Source organism: Pseudomonas sp. CFBP 5748, assembly GCF_053850495.1.
In genome coordinates this window covers 332,163-354,887 of the sequence record NZ_JBSPTN010000002.1, presented here as the reverse complement: position 1 = coordinate 354,887, position 22,725 = coordinate 332,163, and the positions used below count along the sequence as shown (strand labels likewise).

Annotated in this window: 20 protein-coding genes; 3 read left to right on the top strand and 17 right to left on the bottom strand. The window is 63.8% G+C overall.

What is annotated here, in order from left to right; all coding sequences use genetic code 11:
- Positions 1-504: 504 nt before the first annotated feature.
- The 7 genes from ACWNZ1_RS06180 to ACWNZ1_RS06150 all read right to left on the bottom strand — a co-directional run bounded on the left by ACWNZ1_RS06180 (position 505) and on the right by ACWNZ1_RS06150 (position 7,728).
- The gene (locus ACWNZ1_RS06180) at positions 505-867 is read right to left on the bottom strand and encodes a Na+/H+ antiporter subunit G (protein ID WP_256452687.1); all 363 of its coding nucleotides are present in this window, start codon (positions 865-867) and stop codon (positions 505-507) included.
- Positions 864-1,142: a K+/H+ antiporter subunit F gene (locus ACWNZ1_RS06175; protein WP_024780040.1), complete on the bottom strand. Its 279-nt coding sequence runs from the start codon at positions 1,140-1,142 to the stop codon at positions 864-866. The genes ACWNZ1_RS06180 and ACWNZ1_RS06175 overlap by 4 nt, the downstream gene beginning before the upstream one ends.
- Positions 1,139-1,627, bottom strand: coding sequence for a Na+/H+ antiporter subunit E (locus tag ACWNZ1_RS06170; protein WP_256452688.1), 489 nt, complete (start codon positions 1,625-1,627; stop codon positions 1,139-1,141). The genes ACWNZ1_RS06175 and ACWNZ1_RS06170 overlap by 4 nt, the downstream gene beginning before the upstream one ends.
- Complete coding sequence (locus ACWNZ1_RS06165) at positions 1,624-3,309, bottom strand: monovalent cation/H+ antiporter subunit D (RefSeq protein WP_135845023.1); 1,686 nt, start codon at positions 3,307-3,309, stop codon at positions 1,624-1,626. Before ACWNZ1_RS06165 ends, ACWNZ1_RS06170 begins: the two co-directional genes overlap by 4 nt.
- Positions 3,306-3,650: a Na+/H+ antiporter subunit C gene (locus tag ACWNZ1_RS06160; protein WP_003202835.1), complete on the bottom strand. Its 345-nt coding sequence runs from the start codon at positions 3,648-3,650 to the stop codon at positions 3,306-3,308. Before ACWNZ1_RS06160 ends, ACWNZ1_RS06165 begins: the two co-directional genes overlap by 4 nt.
- A complete protein-coding gene (locus tag ACWNZ1_RS06155; protein ID WP_280944880.1) occupies positions 3,650-6,571 on the bottom strand; it encodes a monovalent cation/H+ antiporter subunit A in 2,922 nt (973 codons plus the stop codon). The genes ACWNZ1_RS06160 and ACWNZ1_RS06155 overlap by 1 nt, the downstream gene beginning before the upstream one ends.
- A 152-nt stretch (positions 6,572-6,723) precedes the next feature.
- Positions 6,724-7,728: a DMT family transporter gene (locus tag ACWNZ1_RS06150; RefSeq protein WP_265073097.1), complete on the bottom strand. Its 1,005-nt coding sequence runs from the start codon at positions 7,726-7,728 to the stop codon at positions 6,724-6,726.
- A 12-nt stretch (positions 7,729-7,740) separates the two neighbouring features.
- On the opposite strand from ACWNZ1_RS06150, the gene ACWNZ1_RS06145 reads away from it, so the two are divergent.
- Complete coding sequence (locus tag ACWNZ1_RS06145; RefSeq protein WP_135845026.1) at positions 7,741-8,304, top strand: helix-turn-helix domain-containing protein; 564 nt, start codon at positions 7,741-7,743, stop codon at positions 8,302-8,304.
- Between the two features lie 15 nt (positions 8,305-8,319).
- Positions 8,320-9,768: an FAD/NAD(P)-binding protein gene (locus ACWNZ1_RS06140; protein ID WP_265073019.1), complete on the top strand. Its 1,449-nt coding sequence runs from the start codon at positions 8,320-8,322 to the stop codon at positions 9,766-9,768.
- 65 nt (positions 9,769-9,833) lie between these two features.
- On the opposite strand, the gene ACWNZ1_RS06135 is transcribed toward ACWNZ1_RS06140, so the two are convergent.
- From ACWNZ1_RS06135 to ACWNZ1_RS06125, 3 genes are all read right to left on the bottom strand, one after another.
- The gene (locus tag ACWNZ1_RS06135; RefSeq protein WP_456027480.1) at positions 9,834-10,946 is read right to left on the bottom strand and encodes a Gfo/Idh/MocA family protein; all 1,113 of its coding nucleotides are present in this window, start codon (positions 10,944-10,946) and stop codon (positions 9,834-9,836) included.
- 215 nt (positions 10,947-11,161) lie between these two features.
- Positions 11,162-11,929: an SDR family oxidoreductase gene (locus ACWNZ1_RS06130; protein ID WP_003180553.1), complete on the bottom strand. Its 768-nt coding sequence runs from the start codon at positions 11,927-11,929 to the stop codon at positions 11,162-11,164.
- Positions 11,930-11,953: 24 nt separating this feature from the next.
- Positions 11,954-13,021: a phosphotransferase family protein gene (locus ACWNZ1_RS06125; protein ID WP_135845029.1), complete on the bottom strand. Its 1,068-nt coding sequence runs from the start codon at positions 13,019-13,021 to the stop codon at positions 11,954-11,956.
- Positions 13,022-13,207: 186 nt separating this feature from the next.
- On the opposite strand from ACWNZ1_RS06125, the gene ACWNZ1_RS06120 reads away from it, so the two are divergent.
- A complete protein-coding gene (locus ACWNZ1_RS06120; protein WP_109755997.1) occupies positions 13,208-13,603 on the top strand; it encodes a DUF4280 domain-containing protein in 396 nt (131 codons plus the stop codon).
- A 143-nt stretch (positions 13,604-13,746) separates the two neighbouring features.
- On the opposite strand, the gene ACWNZ1_RS06115 is transcribed toward ACWNZ1_RS06120, so the two are convergent.
- Genes ACWNZ1_RS06115 through tssE form a run of 7 tightly spaced genes read right to left on the bottom strand, consistent with a single transcriptional unit; the run spans position 13,747 to position 22,724 of the window.
- Positions 13,747-14,289, bottom strand: coding sequence for a toxin-antitoxin system YwqK family antitoxin (locus ACWNZ1_RS06115; protein ID WP_456027479.1), 543 nt, complete (start codon positions 14,287-14,289; stop codon positions 13,747-13,749).
- Between the two features lie 13 nt (positions 14,290-14,302).
- On the bottom strand, positions 14,303-16,312 hold the full coding sequence (gene tssI / locus ACWNZ1_RS06110; RefSeq protein ID WP_256452692.1) for a type VI secretion system tip protein TssI/VgrG: 2,010 nt from the start codon (positions 16,310-16,312) through the stop codon (positions 14,303-14,305).
- A gap of 35 nt (positions 16,313-16,347) precedes the next feature.
- The gene (locus ACWNZ1_RS06105; RefSeq protein WP_256452693.1) at positions 16,348-16,917 is read right to left on the bottom strand and encodes a hypothetical protein; all 570 of its coding nucleotides are present in this window, start codon (positions 16,915-16,917) and stop codon (positions 16,348-16,350) included.
- A gap of 56 nt (positions 16,918-16,973) precedes the next feature.
- On the bottom strand, positions 16,974-19,517 hold the full coding sequence (gene tssH / locus ACWNZ1_RS06100) for a type VI secretion system ATPase TssH (RefSeq protein WP_256452694.1): 2,544 nt from the start codon (positions 19,515-19,517) through the stop codon (positions 16,974-16,976).
- Positions 19,518-20,543 carry a type VI secretion system baseplate subunit TssG gene (tssG, locus tag ACWNZ1_RS06095; RefSeq protein WP_256452695.1) on the bottom strand — a complete coding sequence of 342 codons (1,026 nt, stop codon included), beginning with the start codon at positions 20,541-20,543 and terminating at the stop codon, positions 19,518-19,520. It lies immediately after the preceding gene.
- Complete coding sequence (tssF, locus tag ACWNZ1_RS06090; RefSeq protein ID WP_256452696.1) at positions 20,507-22,297, bottom strand: type VI secretion system baseplate subunit TssF; 1,791 nt, start codon at positions 22,295-22,297, stop codon at positions 20,507-20,509. Before tssF ends, tssG begins: the two co-directional genes overlap by 37 nt.
- On the bottom strand, positions 22,281-22,724 hold the full coding sequence (gene tssE / locus ACWNZ1_RS06085) for a type VI secretion system baseplate subunit TssE (protein ID WP_135845036.1): 444 nt from the start codon (positions 22,722-22,724) through the stop codon (positions 22,281-22,283). Before tssE ends, tssF begins: the two co-directional genes overlap by 17 nt.
- Position 22,725 lies beyond the last annotated feature (1 nt).

Below are 22,725 nucleotides of genomic sequence, written 5' to 3'. Positions count from 1 at the left end.
GTTTCCCATTTACGGTTCTTAACTGATAAAGCTTGGAGAGTCTGTTGCGCGCATGAAATAATTTCTTGGGTCGATACCCGCGAATCTGTCTCCCAGCATGTCGGTGAATGTGGCTCAAGTAGGCTGCAACCGCTCAGCGCCAGTCCATATGTCAGCCAAACAATCATCCTCGGTAAAAAAAAGATTCTCATAGGCGGACCTGTTTTTGGTCGAGTGCTTCAACTCCGCCTAATGAGTATTGACCTGAGCTGATGTGTACTTGGCACACATTTTCGCCGCCCCAATATTAAAAGCCTCATTGTTACCGTTTCAGGTGTTGTCGCTGGGTGAGTCCTTATGAGTAGCGAAGGGCCGTGCGGCCAGTTATCAACTAAACTCGGCAGCCCCCAAAAGGCTGAACACAAGTCAGCCTGACATACCGAGGCGACAGGTTTCAGGGCTGCTGCGCACCCCAGCGGGAGCAAGCTCCCTCGCCACAAAAACGGTGCCGGCTCGAAGCATCTGTCAGTCGCCGCTTTCGGTTATGCGACTGCTGACCTCCGCCGGCACATCATCCCCCGCCATGCGCTTGCGAAACAACGCCGCCCGGGCCAGCAGCAGGGTGGTCACCGGTACGGTGATTGCCAGCAGGATCGGGATCAACCAGGCGTGCAGCACCGGCCCGGACTTGAGCGCCGAGAAGTAAATGATCGAGGCCAGCGCTACGCACCATGCGCCCAGCGTGGAAGCCAGGGCCGGTGGGTGCATGCGCTGGAAGTAGTCCTTCAAGCGCACCAGGCCGATCGCCCCGATCAAGGCGAACAGGCTGCTGAGCACTAGCAGGATCGCCACCGGGATTTCGACCCACATTGACAATTCACCGCTCATTCGATCACCTCGCCACGCAAGAGGAACTTGGCCAGGGCAAACGAGCCGACAAAGCCGAACAGGGCGATCAGCAGCGCCGCCTCGAAATAGGTGTCGCTGGCATAACGAATGCCCAGCACCAGCATCATCAGCATCGCCACGATGTACAGATAGTCCAGGGCCAGTACCCGATCCTGTGCCGAAGGGCCCTTGAACAACCGCAACAGGGTCAACACCATCGCCAGGGAGAACAGGAACAGGCTCAACAGGATCGCATTGGACAGCAGCGGGCTCATTCGAAAATCTCCATCAACGGGCGCTCGTAGGTGGCCTTGAAATGCGCGATGAAAGACGCCTCGTCTTGCAGGTCGAACACATGCATCAGCAGGATGCTGCGATCCAGGGCCAGTTCCGACCAGACTGTCCCGGGTACCACCGTGGTGATCATCGACAGCGCTGCCAGGCCGTTGGCATCGCGCAGGTCCAGCGGCACCTTGATGAACTGCGAGCGAGGCGGGCGGCGCCCGGCGTTCAACACACCCCAGGCCACCGCCAGGTTCGAGGCGAGTACATCGCGGCCCACCAACAGGAACAGGCGCAGCACCACCCACGGTCGCCGGATACGGATGGGCCGTGGGCGCAGCGGGCGCATCATCAGCGGCGCGAGAAAGCCCAACGCCGCCCCCAGCAGCAGGTGCCCGGCGCTGAGGGACAGGTTCAGCACCAGCCACAGCAACCAGAGCGCCAGGGACAGCCACGGAGCGGGAAACAGGCGCTTCATGGTTGCACCTCCGGCAATGCGGTGCTGGCCTGGGGGTTGGGCACGGCGCGGGTGGCCAGAACCGACATCACATAATGTTCAGGGTTGTTCAGCGCATCGGCGGCGGACTGGGTATAGCGCAGCAACGGCTCGGCCTTGAAGGTCAGCGCGATGCCCAGGCCCAGCAGGACGATGATCGGCAGGCATTCGAACGGCCGCAGCAACGGCGACGGTCGTTCCTGTGGCGTCCAGAAGCGCTGGATGCCCAGGCGCGAGAACGCGATCAACGAGGCCAACCCCGACAGAATCAGCAACGCCAACAGGCTCCACGCCTGATTCGACACCGGCGCCCCGGCGCTGGCCCCCAACCCCTGGGGATTGAGCAACGCGCTCAGCAGACCCAGCTTGCCGATGAACCCCGAGAGCGGCGGCATGCCGATAATCAATAGCGCGCAGAAGATGAAACTCAAGCCGAGAAAGGCCATGGTCCAGGGAATCACTTGGCCGACCACGGCTTTCTGCTCGTCATCGAGGTTGATGCCCTTGGGCGGCTGCAGGGATTCCTGCGGTCGCGGCAACGTGTCGAAGTCGTCGTCCAGGCCCGCTTCATTGGCCGAGCGCGAGCGTTCGACCAACTCCGCCAGCAGGAACAGCGCGCAAAGCGCCAGGGTCGAGCTCACCAGATAAAACAGCGCCGCGCCCACCAGGTTCGGCTGGGCAAAACCAATGGCCGACAGCAAGATTCCGGCCGAGACCAGGATACTCAGACTGGCCATGCGCTCCAGGCGCTGGGCCGCGAGAATGGCGATGGCGGCGCAGACGATGGTCGCCATGCCGCCGTAGACCAGCCAGTCGGCGCCGAAATACGCCGAGGCGCCGGCCTGGCCGGAGAACAGCAACGTCCACAGGCGCAGGATCGTGTAGACGCCGACCTTGGTCATGATCGCAAACAGCGCCGCCACCGGCGCACTGGCGGCACTGTAAGCCGGCACCAGCCAGAAGTTCAGCGGCCACATGCCGGCCTTGGCCAGGAACGCCACCGCGAGAATGCCTGCCCCCGCGTGCAGCAAGCCGCGGTCGGCCTCCGGCACCAGCGGGATTTTCAGGGCCAGGTCGGCCATGTTCAACGTGCCAGTGACGCCATAGATCAGCGCCGCGCCGATCAGGAACAACGACGAGGCCAGCAGATTGATGGAAATGTAATGCAGCCCCGACGATACCCGCGCCCGACCTGACCCGTGCAGCATCAAACCGTAGGAAGCTGCCAGCAGTACCTCGAAGAACACGAACAGGTTGAACAGGTCCGCCGTCAGGAAGGCGCCGTAGAGGCCCATCAGCTGGATCTGGAACAGCGCATGGAAACTCGCCCCGGCGCGGTCCCAGCGGGCCGTGGCGAAGAGCAGGGCGCTGACGCCGATGATGCCAGTCAGCACCAGCATCAGCGCTGACAGACGATCGACCACCAGGACGATGCCGAACGGCGCCTGCCAGTTACCGGGCAAGTACACACCGATGGAGGCGGGCAGGGCCTGGTCCTGGGTCCAGCGCAGCAGCAACACGGCGATGCCCAGGCCCAGCAGGCTGGAGAACAGGTTGATCCGCGCTTTGAGTGGGCGGTGCTTTTCACCGAGCATCAGCATCAACGCGGCGGTCAGCAGCGGCAACAGGATGGGCGCGGCGATCAGATGGGGCGTCAACATCATTCCTTGGGCTCCCGGCCGTCCACATGGTCGGTGCCGGTCAGGCCCCGGGACGCCAGCAGCACCACCAGGAACAGCGCGGTCATGGCGAAGCTGATGACGATGGCGGTCAGCACCAGGGCCTGGGGCAGCGGGTCGGTGTAGTGCAACAGATCCTGGGGCACGCCGTCCTTGATGATCGGCTCCTTGCCGATGAACAGGCTGCCCATGCTGAAAATGAACAGGTTGACGCCGTAGGACAGCAGGCACAGGCCCATGACCACCTGGAAGGTCCGAGGCCGCAACACCAGCCAGACACCGGAGGCGGCCAGTACGCCGATAGCGATTGCGATGACTTCTTCCATCAGGCGGTGGCTCCTGGTTGGGTGACGGGTTTGGCTTGCAGGCCCGGTTTATGCGCACGTACCGACTGGTGAGCCAGGGCGGTGAGAATCAGCAGCGTCGAGCCGACCACCACGGCGTACACGCCGATGTCGAAGAACAGCGCGCTGGCCAGATGAATGTCGCCCAGCAGCGGCAAGTGGAAATGCCAGGTGTGGGTGGTCAGGAACGGATAACCCACCACCATCGCCCCAAGCCCCGTGGCTGTGGCGAACAACAGCCCAGTGCCCATCCAACGCAGTGGTCGCAGGCTCATTTGCGCCTCGACCCACTGGGTGCCGGCGACCATGTATTGCAGGATGAACGCCACCGACATCACCAGCCCGGCGACGAAACCGCCGCCGGGTTGGTTGTGTCCGCGCATGAACAGGTAGAACGACACCACCAGCGCAATCGGCAGCAGCAGCCGCACCAGCACCGACGGCACCATCATGAAGCCCAGCGCGGTGTCGCTGGCATGGCGCGGGTTGACCAGGTCGGTGACCACGTCCGGCGCCAGCAGACGCTGTTGCGCCGGCAGTTGCATGCTTTCCTTCGGCGGGCGGAACCGTCGCAGCAGGGCGAACACGGCCAGGGCCACCGCCACCAGCACGGTGACTTCCCCCAGGGTGTCGAAGCCACGGAAATCCACCAGCATCACGTTCACCACGTTACTGCCGCCACCTTCGGGCAGGGCCCGGCTCAAGTAGAACGAAGAAATGTCGTTGGGGGTCTGGCGCGTCAGCATCGCGTAGGACAACAGCGCCATGCCGCTGCCCACCGCGATGGACAGCAGCAGGTCCCGCAGGCGTCGAATGCGCGCGCGCCGTTCGCTGTTGGGCCGGGGTGAGGCATCCTCGATCCGCCGTGGCAGCCAGCGCAGGCCGAGCAGAATCAGCACCGTGGTCACCACTTCCACCACCAGTTGCGTCAAGGCCAGGTCGGGCGCGGAGAACCAGACGAAGGTCACGCAGGTCATCAGGCCGCAGACGCTGACCATGGTCAGGGCCGCGAGCCGGTGGTACTTGGCCTGCCAGGCCGCACCCAGGGCACAGGCGATCGCCAGCAGCCACAGGGTGACGAACACGATGGAGCCGGGGATCTTCGGCCGGTCACCCCAGACCAGCGTGCTGTGCAGCATCGGGATCAACCCGGCGAGCACCGCAGCCAGCACCAGCCAGAACAACTGGGCCTGCAGGCGGCGGGTGCTGATCAGCCGTTCCAGCCGCCGGCTCTGGCGCATCATCAGCACCAGGCAGCGCTCGAACAGCCGCTTGCCGCTGAGCCGGCCAATGAACGGTGGGTGCTTGATGTGCCCCTGCCTGAACTGATTACGCAACAGCAGGTACAGCACGATGCCGCCGGACATCGCCACCAGGCTCATGATCATTGGCGCGTTCAGGCCATGCCAGATCGCCAGGCTGTACTCGGGCAGCGTGCCGCCCACCACCGGCAACGCCGCCGCAGCGAGCAACGAGCCGACCACCTGGGCCGGGAAAATCCCCACCAGCAGGCAGGTGAACACCAGCAACTCCACCGGCGCGCGCATCCAGCGCGGCGGCTCGTGGGGGGTATGGGGCAGGTCGGTGGCGGTGGGGCCGAAGAACACGTCCACGGTGAAGCGCAGGGAGTAGGCGACGCTGAAGGTCCCGGCGATGGTGGCGATGATCGGCAGCGCCAGCTCGACCCAGGCTGTGGCGGAAATGAACACGGTCTCGGCGAAGAACATTTCCTTGGACAGAAAGCCGTTGAGCAGCGGCACCCCGGCCATTGCCGCGCTGGCCACCATCGCCAGGGTCGCGGTGAACGGAATCAGCCGCACCAGGCCGCTGAGCTTGCGAATGTCGCGGGTGCCGCTTTCGTGGTCGATGATCCCGGCGGCCATGAACAGCGAGGCCTTGAAGGTGGCGTGGTTGAGGATATGAAACACCGCCGCCACCGCCGCCAGCGGACTGTTCAGGCCCAGCAGCAGGGTGATCAGCCCGAGGTGGCTGATGGTGGAGTAGGCCAGTAGTCCCTTGAGGTCGTTCTGGAACATCGCGCAGTAGGCGCCCAGCAACAAGGTGCAGGCCCCCGCGCCGCCGACGATATAGAACCACTGTTCACTGCCCGACAGCGCCGGCCACAACCGCGCCAGCAAGAACACCCCGGCCTTGACCATGGTCGCCGAGTGCAAATAGGCCGACACCGGCGTGGGCGCGGCCATGGCGTGGGGCAGCCAGAAGTGGAAGGGGAACTGGGCGCTTTTGCTCAGGGCGCCGATCAGGATCAGCGAGAGCAGGGTGGGGTAGAGGGCATGGGCACGGATCAGGTCGCCGGCGGCCAGGACCTTGTCCAGGTCATAGCTGCCCACCACATGGCCGAGCAGCATCACCCCGGCCAACAGGCACAGTCCGCCGGCTCCGGTCACCATCAAGGCCATGTAGGCACCGCGCCGGGCGTCGGCGCGGTGGTGCCAGTAGCCGATCAGCAGGAACGAGAACAGGCTGGTCAGCTCCCAGAAGAACACCATCTGGATCAGGTTGCCGGAGATCACCAGCCCGAGCATGGCGCCCATGAACGCCAGGAAAAAGGCAAAGAAGCGCGGCACCGGATCGTCCGGTGACATGTAATAGCGCGCGTACAGCGACACCAGCGTGCCGATACCCAGCACCAGCAACGAAAACAGCCAGGCGAAACCGTCCAGGCGCAACACGAAATCCAGGCCCAGGCTGGGCAGCCAGGAATATTCTTCGCGGATCACGCCGCCGTCAGCGATCTGCGGGTACAGCAAGGCCACCTGAACGGTGCCGACCAGGGCCACGAGGCCCGCCAGCAACGATTCGGCGTTACGGGCGTTATGCGGCAGCAGCGCCGCGACACAGCTGCCGATGAAGGGTAAAAGCAATAGAACTATCAGTGACATAGGCTTCTATTCGGCGGGAGTTTGTGAGGGATCATACGTGGCGTATCCCGGATCACCAACCGCGAGGCTGTCTCAGAATCCTACAAAGCAGGTGGAGTTTTCTGACTTTGCATGGCTGCAAGAGGAGGCAAGGCAACGATTTCTCGACGGCCTCACTGCTCGCGCTCAAGCACCTCATCCACCCCGACCTCACCTTTGCTCCGGGTCTTCAGCTCACTGACAATCACTGCCGCGACGATCAGCGCCGCGCCGAACAAGGCAATCGCCGGCAGCCGCTCGCCCGCCAGGCGCCCGGCAATGCCGGCCCACACCGGCTCACCGGCATAGATCAGCGTGGCACGGGTTGGCGAGACGCTTTTCTGCGCCCAGTTCATCGCCACCTGAATCGCTGCACTGGCGGCCCCCAGACCCACGGCGCTGACCAGCAGCAGCCAGGAAAAATCCGGGATGGCTTCCTGGGTCGGCACCACCATCAAGAATGCCAGTACCGCCGTGCTCGCCAGTTGCACCACGGTCACCCGGCGCACATCGACCTGGCCGGCATAGGCGCTGATCAGGATGATCTCGGCGGCAATCGCGATGGCGCTGATCAGCGTGGCGATCTCGCCGGCACTGAAATTCAACGAGGCGCCCGCCGGCCCCGAGACCAGCATCAGTCCGGTGAACGCCAGCATGATGCCGATGCTCGGCATCAAGCCAGGCCGGCGGCCCAGCACCAGCCACTGCAACAGCGGCACGAAGGGTACGTACAGCGCGGTGATGAACGCCGACTGGCTGCTGGGGATGGTTTGCAGGCCGACCGTTTGCAAGCCATAGCCGAGCATGATCGCCACGCCGATGAAGCTCCCGGCCTTGAGCTCGAACAAGGTCAGTTCCCGCAACTGGCGCCAGGAGAACAGCGCGACAAACCCCGCCGCGGCGGCAAAGCGCAAACCCACGAAAAACATCGGTCCGCTGACGGTCATGGCGTGCTGCACCAGCAAGAAAGTCCCGCCCCAGATCATGGTGATCAGCACCAGCACGCATTCGGCCTTGCTGAACCTTGAGAAACGGGAGGAAGCTTGAGGGGAGTTCACCGATGTCATGACCTTGCGCGCCACTTGAGGCGGACGCACAATGCGCCCGAAGTTGGGCAGTATAATGCGCAGCCCTAGCATGTGAGCAATATAGTGCACAAAGAAAACGGCCAGCGGGCATCCGTCCTGCAACACGTCAGCCAGAACGTCCGCCGCCTGCGGCATGTCGCGCAGCTCAGCCAGACCGCGCTGGCGGAACTGTCCGGGGTCAGCCGGCGAATGCTGGTGGCCATCGAAGCCGGCGAAAAAAACGTCAGCCTGACCACCCTGGACCGCGTCGCCGAGGCCCTCAACGTGGCCTTCAGCGACTTGATCCAGGCCCCCGACGCCCGCGATCCGAGCCGCATCAACGAGTTGGCCTGGGCCGGCACCATCCCCGGCAGCAAAGCCGTGCTGCTGGCCAAAGCCACTGCCAGTCGCGAAGTCGAACTTTGGGAATGGCGCCTGGAGCCCGGTGAGCATTACCCTTCCGAACCCGACGCCGAGGGTTGGAGCGAACAGCTCTATGTGTTCGAAGGCTGCCTGACCCTGTTGTTGGGCAGCGAAGAGCGCCGGATCGACGCCGGTGAGTTTTTCATGTTCGCCAGCAACCAGCCCCATGCCTATCGCAACGATGGGCCGGTGGCGGCGAGATTCGTCCGCAATGTGGTGATTTGATTCCTGGAGAGCGGTATGGATACAGCGCTGGATCGACATGAGCATGGCGTCACCCGCGAGGCGGACATCCTGATCATCGGCGGCGGCCTGAGCGGTGCCATGCTGGCGGCGCAATTGTTGCGCCTGCCGGGCCGACGCGAGGTGTTGATCGTCGAGCCGCGCAGCGAACTGGGGCGGGGTGAAGCCTACAGTGCCGTGGAACTGGGCCATACCTTGAATGGCAACGCGGCGCGGATGAGTGTCGATCCGGACAACGCCGATGACCTGACCCAATGGCTCACTGCGTTCATCGAGGCCGGCGGCTGGCCCGAGTCGGATCAGCAACAGGTGCCCATCAGCGAGCTGTTCCCACCCCGGGGGATGTTTGGCCTTTATGCGCAGCAACGCCTGGCCGAGGCTCGCGAGTTGGGCGTACAAAACGGTTCGACCGCCGAGCACGTGCGCGGGGAGGCCGTGGACCTGCGGGTTGTCGACGATGCCGTAATGCTGACCCTGGATGACGGCCAGGTCTTGCGTGGCCGTTTCGCCGTGCTGGCCACCGGCATGTTTCCGGCGGCGCGAACCCCGCAAACCGAATCCAGCGGCTTGAATGCCGCCGCCCTGGACCCTTGGGATGTGGCGGCGATGCGCCGGCTCGATCCGCAATCCACCGTGTTGATCATCGGCTCGGGGCTGACCATGGTTGACGCCGTGGTGTCCCTGGAGCAGGCCGGGCATCGCGGGCCGATCGAAGTGTTTTCCCGTCATGGCCTGCTGCCCCATGTACGTCGCCAGCCGCCGGCCTGGGTGGATTTCCTGGCCGAGGATCACAGCCTGCGTTCGCCGCGCCAACTGATGCGGGCCTTGCGGCAGCAATGCCGCCAGGCCCTGGCCCAAGGCATTGATTGGCAGGCGCCGCTGGACACGGTGCGCGCGCACATCGGGCGTTTGTGGAGCCAGGCCAGCGATGTGCAGCGCCGGCAGTTCGTCCGGCACGTACGGCCCTGGTGGGAGAGCCATCACCATCGCTCGCCACCGTTGAGCGCCGGACTGGTGGCGCGTCTGCACGAAGAAGGGCGGTTGCGGATCCGGGCGGCGTCGTTCAACGGGCTGGCGTCCTCTGCTGAGGGGACACTGGCGATTCACATCCGTCGACGGGGCGAGGCTGGCCTGACCGTGGTGCAGGGCGCGGCATTGATCAACTCCAGCGGCATCGAATATGACTGGCGCCGGGTGGCGCGACCGTTGCCGCAGCAGTTGCTGGCCCGTGGTCTGATCCAGCCCGGCCCATTGGCCCTGGGCATCGCCGCGTGTCCCGATGGGGCCGTGCTGGACGCCCACGGCGAGCCCGCCGAGCGCCTTTTCGCGATGGGCCCGCCGCTGCGCGGAATGTGGTGGGAAAGCACCGCGGTGACCGACGTGGCGAGCCAGGCCAAGGCGCTGGCGGCGCGCTTGGTTGAGTTGCAAACCCACCACCCAGATTGACCTCGTCCCCCGTGGCGAGGGAGCAAGCTCCCTCGCCACAAAAGCGGATCAGCGGCGGGCAGTGACTATTCACTGATTTTCACCCAGCGCTGTTCCCGCGCCGCCACACGAATCGCCGCCGCCAGCCGCTCCACCTCCCAGGCCTCGGCAAAATCTGTCCCGCTGCCACCCTGGCCGGCGAGGGCCATGAGCAGTTCCTGCACCTCCAGAGTCTTCAATTCGTTGTACCCCAACTGATGCCCGGCCGCCGGGCTGAACGCGGCATACCCCGGCAAGTCCGGCCCGGCCAGCAATCGCTGGAAACCCGGCTGGCCGATGTGGCACAGGCGCAGTTCATTGAGCCGCTCCTGATCGAACGCCAGGGTGCCGAGGGTGCCGCTGATCTCGAAGCTCAGGTGGTTCTTGTAGCCATGCTTGAGCCAACTGCTGCTCACGGTGCCCCGGGCGCCGTTAGTGAAGCGCAGCAGGGCGTGGACCTGGTCGTCCACCACAATGGCGCGCTGTTCGGGATTGCCCGCGCTGGCCGGGCGTTGGTTGTGCACGGTCTGGCTGTCGGCGCACACCGCTTCGACATTGCCCAACAGGTGACGGGCCATGGCCAGCAAGTGACTGCCCAGGTCGGCCAGCGCACCACCAGCGTGGGCCGCTTCGCAGCGCCATGACCAGGGCGAGGTCGGATCGGCCATGAAGTCTTCGCTGAATTCACCCTGGAAGCTGATGATCCGCCCCAGTTCCCCGCGCTGGATCATGTCCCGCGCCAGTTGGATGATCGGGTTGTGCTGGTAGTTGTAGCCGACCCGTGTGACCACGCCGGCGGCCTTGGCTGCCTGCTGCATCTGCTCGGCCTGCTCCAGGGACACCGCCAGGGGTTTTTCACAATAGACCGGCTTGCCCGCCGCCAGGGCCGCCATGGCCATCGGGAAGTGCAGATGGTTGGGGGTGGTGATGGCGACCAGGTTGACCTTCGGGTCGTCGATCAGTTGTTGCCAGTCACTGTGGGCCGTCGCGAACCCCCAGCTTTGGGCGCATTGCCGGGCGCGCTGCGGATCGGCGTCGGCCAGGGCCGCCAGTGTCAGGTTCAGGGGGAGGTCGAAGACCGCTTTGGCATTGTGGAACGCCAGCGCATGGGCACGGCCCATGAAGCCGGTGCCAATCAGACCGATGCCGAGTTCGCGCATGAGGAAGAGCCCTTTGAATTTTTGTTTTCAGGAGGGCTCTTTATGGAATAAATATTCGCTAATTGCAAATACTGGAATAAATATTCATTTCTGCAATCACTGAAGATCCTCTGTGGGAGCGGGCTTGCCCGCGAATGCGATGAGTCAGTCATAACTGTATCAACTGATCCGGCGCATTCGCGAGCAAGCCCGCTCCCACAGGAGGAATGTCGATATCAGGACAGGAAACCCCCATCCACATTCAACGCCACACCCGTGGTGTAGCTCGACGCATCACTGGCCAGGTACAACACCGCGCCGGCCATTTCGCTCGGGTCGGCCACGCGCTTGAGCGGGATCTGCGCCAGGGCGGTTTTCAGGATCGCGTCGTTCTTGACCAGGGCCGAGGCGAACTTGGTGTCGGTCAGGCCCGGCAACAGGGCGTTGCAGCGGATGCCGAACTGCGCGCATTCCTTGGCGAACACCTTGGTCATGTTGATCACGGCGGCCTTGGTCACCGAATAGATGCCTTGGAAGATTCCCGGCGAGATGCCGTTGATCGACGCCACGTTGATGATGCTGCCGCCGCCGTTCTCGCGCATCAGCTTGCCGGCTTCCACCGACATGAAGAAGTAGCCGCGAATGTTCACGTCGACGGTTTTCTGGAACGCTCCCAGGTCGGTGTCCAGTACGTTGCAGAATTGCGGGTTGGTGGCGGCGTTGTTCACCAGGATGTCCAGGCGCCCGAACTGCTCGCGGATGCCAGCGAACACCTGGCTGATCTGCTCCATTTCGCCGATGTGGCAGGCAATGGCGGTGGCCTTGCCGCCGGCGGCGATGATGGCGTCGGCCACATGCTGGCAACCGTCGAGCTTGCGGCTCGACACAATCACGTGGGCGCCTTGCTGGGCCAGCAGTTTGGCGATGGCTTCGCCGATGCCACGGCTGGCGCCGGAAACGAAAGCGATTTTACCGTCGAGGTCGAACAACTGAGTCTTGGACATGCTGTTTCCTTGTTATAGGTGCGCTCAAAGCGTGGATTTGCCGATGACGTGCAGGCTCATCTGCTCCAGCAGTTTGTTCATCTGAACGAACTGCGCGAAGCGTTTGTCCTGGGTCTGGCCGTGGAAGAAGCGGTAGTAGATCTGCTGGACGATCCCGGCCAGGCGGAACAGGCCGTAGGTGTAATAGAAATCGAAGTTGTCGATGCGGATCCCGGCGCGCTCGGCGTAGTAATCGACGAACTCGCGGCGGGTCAGCATGCCGGGCGCGTGGCTTGGCTGGCGGCGCATCAACTGCACCGGCGCCGGGTCGTTGGCCTCGATCCAGTAGGCGAGGCTGTTGCCCAGGTCCATCAACGGGTCGCCGATGGTGGTCAGTTCCCAGTCCAGCACGCCGATGATCTGCATCGGGTTGTCCGGGTCGAGAATGACGTTGTCGAACCGGTAGTCGTTGTGCACGATGCTCGAAGTCGGGTGGTCGGCGGGCATCTTGTCGTTGAGCCAGGCCTTGACCGCTTCCCACTTCGGCGCGTCGGGAGTCAGGGCTTTTTCGTAACGGTCGCTCCAGCCACGGATCTGCCGGGCCACGTAGCCTTCGGGCTTGCCCAGGTCGGCCAGGCCACAGGCCTGGTAGTCAACCCGGTGCAGTTCGACGAGCCGGTCGATGAAGCTCTTGCACAGTGTTTCGGTACGGGCGGCGTCGAAACCCAGTTCCGGCGGCAACTCGGAGCGCAGGATGATGCCCTTGACCCGTTCCATCACGTAGAACTCGGCGCCCATCACCGATTCGTCGGTGCAGTGCACGTAAGCCTTTGGGCAGTACGGGAAACCGTCACGCAATTGATTGAGGATGCGAAACTCCCGGCCCATGTCGTGGGCCGATTTGGCCTTGTGGCCGAATGGCGGACGGCGCAGGACGAATTCCTGTTCGGGGTATTCCAGCAGGTATGTCAGGTTCGACGCGCCACCGGGAAACTGGCTGATCTGCGGCATGCCGGTCAGGCCCGGAATGTGGGCCTTGAGGTATGGGTCGATCAGACTGGCATCGAGTTCTTCACCGTCGCGCACGCGGGTGGACTGATCAGTAAACGCCATGCTTATCCCTTCTGCTTATTTTGGAGGCCATCGATCATTGGCTAATCTAATGGCGCGTGGGCGGCGTCACAAGCACGCCAGGGTCTTATAGGTTAGCGTGTTGCAGGATAATCATCGGGCCTGATGCGCGGTGGTTGCGGGCGAGCTATGGTTTGGGGGGCAGTCGCTTTCAAGGAGGTAACCGCGATGGGATGTCCGCAAGTCTGTGGCACCGCCACCCTGCAATGCAGCTTCGGCGTGGCTCCGGCGGTACTCAATGTGCTGCCGGTCAATCGCCTGCTGACCGGTGGGATGCCGGCGGCGAACATCATGGATCACATTCCGCTGGTGAACATCACCACGTTCGGCATGTGCCAGAGCCTGGCCAACCCGACCGTGGCCGCCGCGACCGCTGCGGCACTGGGTGTGTTGACCCCCATGCCGTGTATTCCCGCCACCGCCACCCCCTGGATCCCCGGCGGCGCACCGACCCTGTTACTGGGCAACATGCCGGCTATCGACGCCAATAGCACCTTGATGTGTACCTGGGCCGGAGTGATCAAGATCGTCGTGCCGGGGCAGGTGCAGATGCTTATCCCTTGATGGTTGTGAGGTGGCCCGGGATTTGCTGTCCACCTCAAATCCCCTGTGGGAGCGCTCGCGATAGCGGAGGGTCAGTTGGCGGTGATGTTGACTGTGAAACCGTCATCGCGAGCAAGCTCGCTCCCACAGGATGGACGGGGTGGTCAGGCCTGTGCTGGATCATTCCAGCGCCTGAACCACCAGCGCACCCGGGAGATCGGTTTACCCTCGGCGTCCAGCGGCCGGCCGTCTTCGGCGTAGGCGTGGGCCGGCTCCAGCAGTTGGCCGTTGAGGTAGCGGGCTTCGACCGCCGGGTTGCCGTTGGGATGCAGGCGGCGATAACGGCCGTCGCGCACGCCGTCGCGATAGAACTCGGCCTCGGCCAGTTGCCCGTCAGGGAAGTAGTTGTTGGTCTCACCGTGCAGCAAGCCATTGCGATACGTGGCCTGGCGCTGCAACCCACCTTCGGCGGCATAGAAACTCGCCACGCCCTGCAACTTGCCTTTGACGAACGGCATCACTGCCGAGACCCTTCCATTGGGGTGATACAAGGTGCTGGTGCCTTGCAGTTCACCCTGGCTGTAGTTGAGTTTTGCCTGCGGGCGCTGCGCCTCTTCAATCTGCAGTGGACCGTCGAGCCGACCATCGACCAGTTGCCCGCTCAGTTGGCTGTCGCCACGCTCCACGTCGAGTTTTTTCGAGGCCATCGGCACGCTCCTGTCAGTTGACCTTCACCAGGCCGCCCTTGATCGTCAGCATGCCGCCGCCGTCCACGGTCTGTTCGGCGGCGGCCTTGTTCACCAGGCTGATGCCGGCGTCGTTGGTCAGCGTGGTGCCGGCCTTGTTTTCCAACGACGTACCGGCCTGGTTGCTCAGCGCCGTGCCGGCCTTCTGGCTGATGGAAGTGCTGGCCTGGGCCGCCAGGTCCGCGCCGCTCTTGATCGCGAAACTGCCGCCGCTTTGCAGGGTCAGGGTGCCACTGACCTTGATGGTCAGGTTGCCGTCCACCGTCAGGTCATAGTTACCGGTGACCTTGTGCGCGTAGTTGCCGCCGGTGCTGTGGTTCTGGTCCGAGCCCACGGTCACGGTGCGGGTGTCTTTCACATCGAGGCTGTCGCTGCCGGTCTGGAGGGTCACGCTACGCTTGCCTTTCTCCAGGGTGATGGTCTCGTCGCCGTCCTTGACCGTGCGGGTGCGAGCGTTCTGCACCGTGAGGGTTTCATCGTGACCGACCGTCGCGGTGGTGTCGTTGAGCACGTTGATGTTGAAGTCTTTCTGGGCCTGGAGAAACACTTCCTCGGCGTCCTTCTTGTCTTCGAAACGCAACTCGTTGAAACCGCCGCCACCCTTGGACGAGTTGGTCTTGATCCCGGACTGGGTCTGGTTCGCCGGCAACGCGTAGGGCAGGGCGTTGTCGCCGTTGTAGACGCAACCGGTCACCAGCGGCCGGTCCGGGTCGCCATCGATGAACGTGACGATGACTTCCTGGCCGATGCGCGGCACGAACTGCATGCCAAAACCCTTGCCGCTCCAGGGCAACACAACGCGCACCCAGCAGGACGAGGTTTCGTCGTTCTTGCCGGTGCGGTCCCAGGGGAACTGCAATTTGATCCGCCCATACTCATCGGTCCAGATCTCTTCACCGGCCTTGCCCACCACCAGCGCCGTCTGGGTGTGCATGCGCGGTTTTGGCGTGGTGCGCGCCGGTCGATAAGGGGTGGCCTTGGGGATCGCTTCGAAGCGGTTGCGGTAGCTGTCATGGCAGGCTTCATGGCTGACCGAGGTCACCACCCAATCGATATTCAGCGTCGTGTCTTCATGGCCGGCGAGAGTGAACCAATACCCCGGCACCAGCCAACGGCAGTCGCTTTCGCCGACAAAACGCTTCTCCTGGCTGCGCAGGCCATCCACCCGCTGTTTGGTCAACCCATCGCCCTGGGCTTTGGCGGTATAGCCGCCCGGATGTTCATACATCGAGCTTGGCCCGGCCACGGCTTCGGCCTGGCTGTAGAGCGATGTCGTCGGCGTGGTGAATTCGTAGTCGGTTGCCTGATAAACCCCAGCCACCGCTTGCAGGCACACGTGCCCGCTGCGGATGCCGTGCAGTTCCCGCTCACCCAGCTTCTGCCCGAGATAGTTCACCGTCGGTCCATTGGGAATGGGCGCGAAGGCGTCATTGCTGTCGGCCAGTACCAGGGTGTGCGTGCCGTCCTCATGGGTGAAGAACCAGAAGATCCCGTCCTCTTCCAGCAGGCGCGAGACGAAGGCCAGATCGGTTTCGCCGTACTGCACGCAGTATTCGCGTGGCGTGTAGCTGCCGGTGAGTTTGAGCTGGAAATCGGTGAAGCCATGGGCCTTGAAAATCGTCGTGACGATGTCCGACGTGGCGAGGTTTTGGAACACGCGGTTGTTGCTGGCAAGGCTCAGCCACCACAGCCAGGGCCGTAACAAGAGTTGATAGCGCTCGGCGGTGGCATCGGCAGGGAGCTGGCGGATTTCGGCCACCAGAAAGTCCATGGGGCGCAGTAGGGCATCCTTGTGCAGCGTCGTGGTGACGTGGCTGGCGACGGCCGTGGTGAGGGTCAACGAAGCGCCGTCGTTGATGCCGTTGAGGAGGTGCGAGCCCAATGCATTGAGGCGTTCTTCGCCGGACAGCGAATCAGGGTACAGCGCCGACAGTGTAGTGGCGGTGAGCGATAGCGTGGTGTTGCTGTCGGTGGAGCGGGGCATTGAAAGGCCTCACGACTTCAAGAAAAAAACAGGCGTCAGCTGTAATGAGTGGTGATGAAGTTGTACGGCGCGCTTAATTCGTTCGATCGACTGATAGGAAGGCCATGAGGGTACGTGTCTATGTTGCAGAGATAAGCGGTAAAGGACCCCTCGGCGTCGAAGACCCATGAATCACCACGGTTCAATGTCTTGTCCAGCAACTCACGATTTTTCTGGCTTGTAGCGACGACAACGACCCAGCGATTATCAGCCTTGAACCCGTGGAGCTTGTTGACATCCCGGGTGATGGATTCCTGAAGGCTCGCACCGCCGAAATCTCCGTTTGTGCTCTCTACCTTGATTTCCACTGCATAACTCTTTCCCAGAAGAACGAAATAGAAATCCACCTTCTCTGCGCTGTAAGGCCAGGGGTAACTGATCTCCCTGACCTTGGCAGTGATCCCGTAGCCACGTTGGAGGTGGTAGGAAATCTCAACTTGGGCGGCGCTTTCCCACGGGCCGTTCGAAGTCCAGCTTTTATTGAACTGGCTGGGTGTGCCGGAGAAGTCTTGCGGATGGACGCCAGCCGCCTGCAAGACAACGTTTAAAAATTCTTCTTCCGTCATGATGCCTGTCTCCGCTGAGTAAGAAGCTGTTGTAAAAGTCGGCTGGTTTAGCAGTATTACTCCAACACCCACTCCGCCAACTTCCCGGTCACCTGCGTCATCAACACATTTTCGACATCCCGCGCACCCGCCGCGCTGCACTTGGCCAACACCGCCTTGACAATCCCCGCATCAAACTCGAATTGCTTGCCGGTCGCGGCCTTGTAGCGCCCGCGCAATTTCTCCAGTTTCGCCAACACTATCCCCTCCAGCGTCGCCTCATCCAGTGGCCGATAGGCCACCACTGTCATGCGCGCCAAAAACGCCGGGCGAAACGCTTGTAGCAGCACTTTGTGCAAGGCTTCGTTGAAGGCGTCGCTGCCCAGTTGCGCGACGGGCGTATCCAACAGCAGTTCGGCGCCGACGTTGCTGGTGGCGAGCATCACGGTGTTCTTGAAATCCACCACCAGGCCGGTGCCGTCCTCCATCAGGCCTTTGTCGAAGACGTTGTAGAACGCCTCGAGCACATCCGGGTGGGCCTTTTCGATTTCATCCAGCAGCACCACCGAATAGGGTTTGCGCCGCACCGCTTCGGTGAGCACGCCGCCGCTGCCATAGCCGACGTAGCCGGGCGGGGCGCCTTTGAGTTGGCTGACGGTGTGGGCCTCCTGATACTCCGAGAGGTTGATGCTGATCAGGTTGCGCTCGCCGCCGTACAGGGCATCGGCCAGGGCATAGGCGGTTTCGGTCTTGCCCACGCCCGTGGGGCCGACCAGCAGGAACACCCCGACCGGTTTCTGCGGGTCGGTGAGGCCGGCGCGGTAGGCTTGCAGGCGCTGGGCGATGGTGTTCAGCGCCGTGCTCTGGCCCATGACCCGCTGGCCCATGCGCTGGCCGAGGGTGCGCACGGCGTGGGCTTCGTCGGCGAGCATCTTGCCGACCGGGATGCCGGTCCAGCCGGCGATCACCGCAGCGACGGTCTTGCTGTCGACCTGTTCCGGCACCAGGGGGTCGTCCTGGCGAATGGCATCGAGGCCGGCTTCCAGGCGCAGCAGTTCGGCGGCCAGGTGGTCGATGCGGTTATCGATCTCGGTGTCGGGTTTTTCGCTGTCGGCGCGCTCGCTCAGGGCCAGCAGTTCGCGCCGGGTGTCGAGCAGTTCGCGCACCGCTTCGCGTTCTTCGCCCCAGCGGGTTTCCAGCTCGCGGATGGCCTGCACGTTGCTGGTCGATTCGCCTTCGAGCAGGGTGATGCGTTCGCGGTGGTCCAGCCCGGTGGCCTGTTCCCGGCGCAAGCGTTCGACTTCGTCCTTGAGGCTGTTCTGCCGGTGGCGCAGGCTTTCCAGGGGCGGTGGCACGTCATGTTGGCCGAGGGCGACCCGCGCGCAGGCGGTGTCGAGCACACTGATGGCTTTGTCCGGCAACTGGCGCCCGGAGATGTAGCGGTGAGACAACTTCACGGCTTCGTGGATGGCCGCGTCCAGCACCTGCACGCCGTGGTGTTGTTCCAGTTTTGTCGCTACTCCACGAAGCATTTCCACGGCGGTGAGTTCGTCCGGCTCTTCGACCTGCACCAGTTGGAAACGGCGCGCCAGGGCCGGGTCTTTCTCGAAATATTTTTTGTATTCAAGCCAGGTGGTGGCGGCCAGGGTGCGCAGCTCGCCCCGGGCCAGGGCCGGTTTGAGCAGATTGGCGGCGTCACTGCCGCCCTCTGCGCCGCCTGCGCCGATCAGGGTGTGGGCTTCGTCGATGAACAGGATGATCGGTTTTTCGGCGCTGCGGACCGCGTCGATCACGCCTTTGAGGCGCTGTTCGAACTCGCCTTTGACCCCCGCGCCGGCCTGCAACAGGCCCAGATCCAGTACGCGCAGGGTGACTTCCTGCAACGACGGTGGCACATCCCCGGCGGCAATGCGCAGGGCCAGGCCTTCCACCACGGCGGTCTTACCGACCCCCGGAGCGCCCACCAGGATCGGGTTGTTCTGCCGGCGCCGGAGCAGGATATCGATGCACTGGCGAATCTCCCCGTCGCGACCGACGATGGGGTCGATGCGTCCGGCCCGGGCGTCTGCGGTCAGGTCCTGGGTGTACTGGTCGAGGACCGGGTCTTGTTTCTGCTGAGCATCGCCGGGCTTGGCCGGGCGCACGCCCCCGACGTGCTCGCGGGAGCTTTCGGTCCAGTCCAGCAGGTGCGTGCGCAAGGCCTCCCGTGGAATACGCAGCAGCGACGAGGCACTGTTGAGCAGCAAGCTGCGGCGTTCGTCACGGTCGAGCAGGGCCAGCAGCAACAGACCGGAGCGGATGCTGTCCAGGCCCAATACGCTGGCCTCAACCACGGCGTCTTCCAAAAGGCCGATGGTTTGCGCTGAGAGCGCAGGCGTACGGGTGCTGCCGGATTTGAACAGTTCCAGGGCCTTGTTGATTTCTGCCGCGACCGCGTCACGCTCCAGGCCAAAACGCGGCAATAGACAGGCAAAGTCGCCGCCTTCGATGTCCAGCAATTCCAGCAGCAAGTGTTCGATTTCCACGTAGTGATGGCTGCGCTGCATGCAACGTTGCGCGGCCCGTTCCAGGGCACGGCGGTTGTCCGGGTTGAGGCGTCCGATCAGGCTGGCCAGTTCCATTCAGGCGATCTCCGGTTGACGAAGGCGGGTTTCGATCCGTTGCACGGCCAGGTTCGGCTGACGTTGCAGGCCACCGTTCCAGTTCAAGCGTGGCGGTGCCTGGCGACCCAGTTGCAGTGGGCCGGCGCCACGGATCAGCAGCACCAGCGTGCAATCCAGGTCAGGGCCGAAATACAAGGCATACAGGCTGGCGAGCAGCGGATGGGTTTCGCCATTGGGCAGCAGTCCAGCGGCCTGGGCGACAGTCAGCGGGCCGAGGGTCAGGCGCACCCCGGCGTGTTCGTCCCAGACCCGGGTGCCGGCCACCGCGCTGCGGCCCAGGCGCAAATTGCGCCCGCCCGGTTGCAAGCGGCTACGGCTGGCCGGGGGGATTTCGCGCCAGCCACCTGCGTACGCGGTCAGCTCCACAGGCAGCGCAAACTGTTCACGGACAATCGCCGCGAACCCAGCCAGGGAACGACGGCCATCGGCGTACAGCGCGGTGCAAGCCAGTACGGCGGAGTCGGGTGCGGCCTGGCGTTCTTGCAGGGCTTTGGGCAACAGACCGGTCAGCGCCCGTAACTGCGCTTGTACGGCGGACGCCCCTGGGGCGGTGAAGCCCAGGGCGATGCGATGTTTGCGCATGACCTTGTAGAGCAGGCTGAGCAGGCGATGCTGGAACAGGTCGAGAAATTGCGCCGGGGCGTGATCGCGTGCGCGCGCCCGTTGTTGCAGCCATTCCTGATAAGCGTAGGGCAGGGGGCCGTCGGGACCACCGAGGCCGAAGATGGGTGTGGTCAGGGTTGGCGGCGAGCCCGCTTCCTGGCTCAGGCTTTCGATTTCACTGGCGGCGAACAGCGGCGTCAACGGCCCGCGCAAGCGCAAGGCTTCGGCGTGCGGCGCGGTGCCGCTGCCCAGGGTTTCGGCCTGAGGATGTTCACGTTCCAGCAGCAGCAAGGCCTGGAGCCATTCGAAGCGTTGTGGATCATCGCGCAGTCGTTGGCTCAGGTTCAGAGCGTCAGGGGTTTGCCTGCTTGGGGTTGCCATGTTTTCACCTCCTTATCGGCCTGGACCAGCACGGTGCGCACGAAGCGATTGGCAGTGGCGTACAGGGAAAAGAACTGCGCCAGCACCCCCGAGAACAGCACCGCGCTGCTGCCGACGAAGTGTTGCGGATCCAGTTGCAGGCGCACCTCCAGTCCGTTGCGCCAGCCACGCCAGGCGTCCTCGCCGACATGAGCGATGACCCGCTCGCAGCCCAGCCCCAACACCCCTTCGATCTGGCGCCGGGCGCTGGCCTCGTCCCGCAGGTTGTGCAACTCAAGAATCTCGCGCAGCGCGTCCAGTGCCTGGGGGCCTTCCACCAGGGACAAATGGTTGAGGGTCAATTGCGACACCAATCGCCAGCGCGATTCACCGTCCAGGCGCGGCAGGCTCTGGGGGCTGGGCGGGTTGCGCAGGCGGGCCCAGGCCACCGGCCCCGGGCGCTCGAAACCCAGCGCCGTACCGGCCGGCAGGCTTTGGGCCAGGTGCCGGTTGGTGCACAGCAGTTCGGCGGTGAGGCTGTAGTCGCGGGTATCGGCCAGCGGGTCGAACTGGGTGTCCACCAGGCTGACCATCAAATCGGTGCCCAGCCGGTTCGGGCTCATGCCGCTGACCCGCCGTGCATGCCAATAGCATGTCTGGTCGCTGCCGTGCTGGCTGCCGTAATAGGCCGGCACCTTGCGCACGCCCTGGCTGGAGGTGGCACGCATGCCGCGGATGCTGTGGATCTCGACGCTGTTTTCCCGATGACTGTCGGCCACCAGACGGTATTCGCTGCGGGTGCCATCCGGGCGCAGTGGCTCGGAAGTCCTGGGGAACAGGTTGATCACTGGCGCGCAGCCCAGGGCGATGTCGCTGGCCTGGAGTGGCAGGCGGCTGGCGGGGGCGCGGTCGAAAACGATGTACAGGTACAAGGAGGGGCTATCGCTGGTGGCCCCGGTCAACGGCAGGTCGAAAAAGCCGAACTTGTCAGGGAAGGCGAAGTACTCGGCCAGCAGGCGCATGCCGGGATGCACGCCGTCTTCATCCGGCAGCAAGACTTGGTCACTGGCGAAACCGACGATCTGCGGCAAGCCTGCCAGTGGCTCCGGCACGCTGCCTGGCGGGCCGGCCAAAACCTTGACGGCATGGGCGCCGAGCAAGTCGTAGAGCCAGGCATTGATCATCGGTGACGCCGCCAGGTGCACCCGCAGTTGATCGATCCCCAAGGTCGCCCATTGGCTTTCCCCCAGGCAACGCAGGTTCAGGCGCAAGGCCGAGCGGGCCTGGACCACCCCGGTCAGCGCCTGGGCCTCATCGCTGCCCAGCAGCAACGCTTCGCTGACTTCCAGCGGCCACAGGTGCACGGCGGCGGTGGTGCGAAAATGAATGCTCTGGCCCTTGTCCGTGGTGACGAACAGCGGCGTATCCCGGGGCAGCGGATAGCCCTCGTTCAGGTTGCCTTTGCTCGGGTCGGGTTCGAATTGCACGATGGCGCAGGACGGCAGGGGGCGCATCGCCAACGGGTAAAGTTGTTCGAGCAGGGCATCGCTGAACTCGGCGTAGTCGTCATCGAGCCGGCGTTGCAAACGCGCGGCCAGCAGCGCGAAGCCCTCCAGAAGACGCTCGACGTGGGGGTCGGGGCATTCGCCAGGGGACAGTTCCAGGCGCCGGGCGACCTTGGGGTAACGTTCGGCGAACAGGCTCCCGGCATGTCGCAGCCAGGTCAGTTCGCGCTGGTAATAGTCCAGCAGTTGCGGGTCAATCGAGTCGCTCATGGCGTACCTCAAGGCCGTCGCCGGCATGCTCGATGACAAATGCCACCGGCCATGCGTGCGAGTCGCCGCGTAGCTCGCCCAGCAGCCGTATGCACAGTTGCTGCGGATGGCCCGGCACCGGGGTGACCTGCACCTCGCCCAGTCGCAAGCGAGGTTCAAAGTGGGTGATGGCCTGGCGGATTTCACGGGTCAGTTGCCGACGGTCATCGCTGCGCTGCTGTTGCAAGGCGGTCCAGTCAGCGATGCCGTAGTCCAGGATGCTTGGCGGTTCGGTCAGTGCTTGCGGGCCGCGTCGGGTGTTGAACAGACGTTGCAGTTCGGCGTGGACCGAGTCCTGCAACGCCTGTCGATCGAACACCCGCCCAACATCGTCCGCCGGGTTGGCCAGACGATCGAACAGCGGTGGGCGAAGCCCGAAGCCAGCCATG

Coding starts and splice junctions, on each gene's coding strand:
- ACWNZ1_RS06180 (WP_256452687.1), bottom strand. CDS start 867: ATGAGCGGTGAATTGTCAATGTGGGTCGAAATCCCGGTGGCGATCCTG.
- ACWNZ1_RS06175 (WP_024780040.1), bottom strand. CDS start 1,142: ATGAGCCCGCTGCTGTCCAATGCGATCCTGTTGAGCCTGTTCCTGTTC.
- ACWNZ1_RS06170 (WP_256452688.1), bottom strand. CDS start 1,627: ATGAAGCGCCTGTTTCCCGCTCCGTGGCTGTCCCTGGCGCTCTGGTTG.
- ACWNZ1_RS06165 (WP_135845023.1), bottom strand. CDS start 3,309: ATGATGTTGACGCCCCATCTGATCGCCGCGCCCATCCTGTTGCCGCTG.
- ACWNZ1_RS06160 (WP_003202835.1), bottom strand. CDS start 3,650: ATGGAAGAAGTCATCGCAATCGCTATCGGCGTACTGGCCGCCTCCGGT.
- ACWNZ1_RS06155 (WP_280944880.1), bottom strand. CDS start 6,571: ATGTCACTGATAGTTCTATTGCTTTTACCCTTCATCGGCAGCTGTGTC.
- ACWNZ1_RS06150 (WP_265073097.1), bottom strand. CDS start 7,728: ATGCTAGGGCTGCGCATTATACTGCCCAACTTCGGGCGCATTGTGCGT.
- ACWNZ1_RS06140 (WP_265073019.1), top strand. CDS start 8,320: ATGGATACAGCGCTGGATCGACATGAGCATGGCGTCACCCGCGAGGCG.
- ACWNZ1_RS06135 (WP_456027480.1), bottom strand. CDS start 10,946: ATGCGCGAACTCGGCATCGGTCTGATTGGCACCGGCTTCATGGGCCGT.
- ACWNZ1_RS06130 (WP_003180553.1), bottom strand. CDS start 11,929: ATGTCCAAGACTCAGTTGTTCGACCTCGACGGTAAAATCGCTTTCGTT.
- ACWNZ1_RS06125 (WP_135845029.1), bottom strand. CDS start 13,021: ATGGCGTTTACTGATCAGTCCACCCGCGTGCGCGACGGTGAAGAACTC.
- ACWNZ1_RS06120 (WP_109755997.1), top strand. CDS start 13,208: ATGGGATGTCCGCAAGTCTGTGGCACCGCCACCCTGCAATGCAGCTTC.
- ACWNZ1_RS06115 (WP_456027479.1), bottom strand. CDS start 14,289: ATGGCCTCGAAAAAACTCGACGTGGAGCGTGGCGACAGCCAACTGAGC.
- tssI (WP_256452692.1), bottom strand. CDS start 16,312: ATGCCCCGCTCCACCGACAGCAACACCACGCTATCGCTCACCGCCACT.
- ACWNZ1_RS06105 (WP_256452693.1), bottom strand. CDS start 16,917: ATGACGGAAGAAGAATTTTTAAACGTTGTCTTGCAGGCGGCTGGCGTC.
- tssH (WP_256452694.1), bottom strand. CDS start 19,517: ATGGAACTGGCCAGCCTGATCGGACGCCTCAACCCGGACAACCGCCGT.
- tssG (WP_256452695.1), bottom strand. CDS start 20,543: ATGGCAACCCCAAGCAGGCAAACCCCTGACGCTCTGAACCTGAGCCAA.
- tssF (WP_256452696.1), bottom strand. CDS start 22,297: ATGAGCGACTCGATTGACCCGCAACTGCTGGACTATTACCAGCGCGAA.
- tssE (WP_135845036.1), bottom strand. CDS start 22,724: ATGGCTGGCTTCGGGCTTCGCCCACCGCTGTTCGATCGTCTGGCCAAC.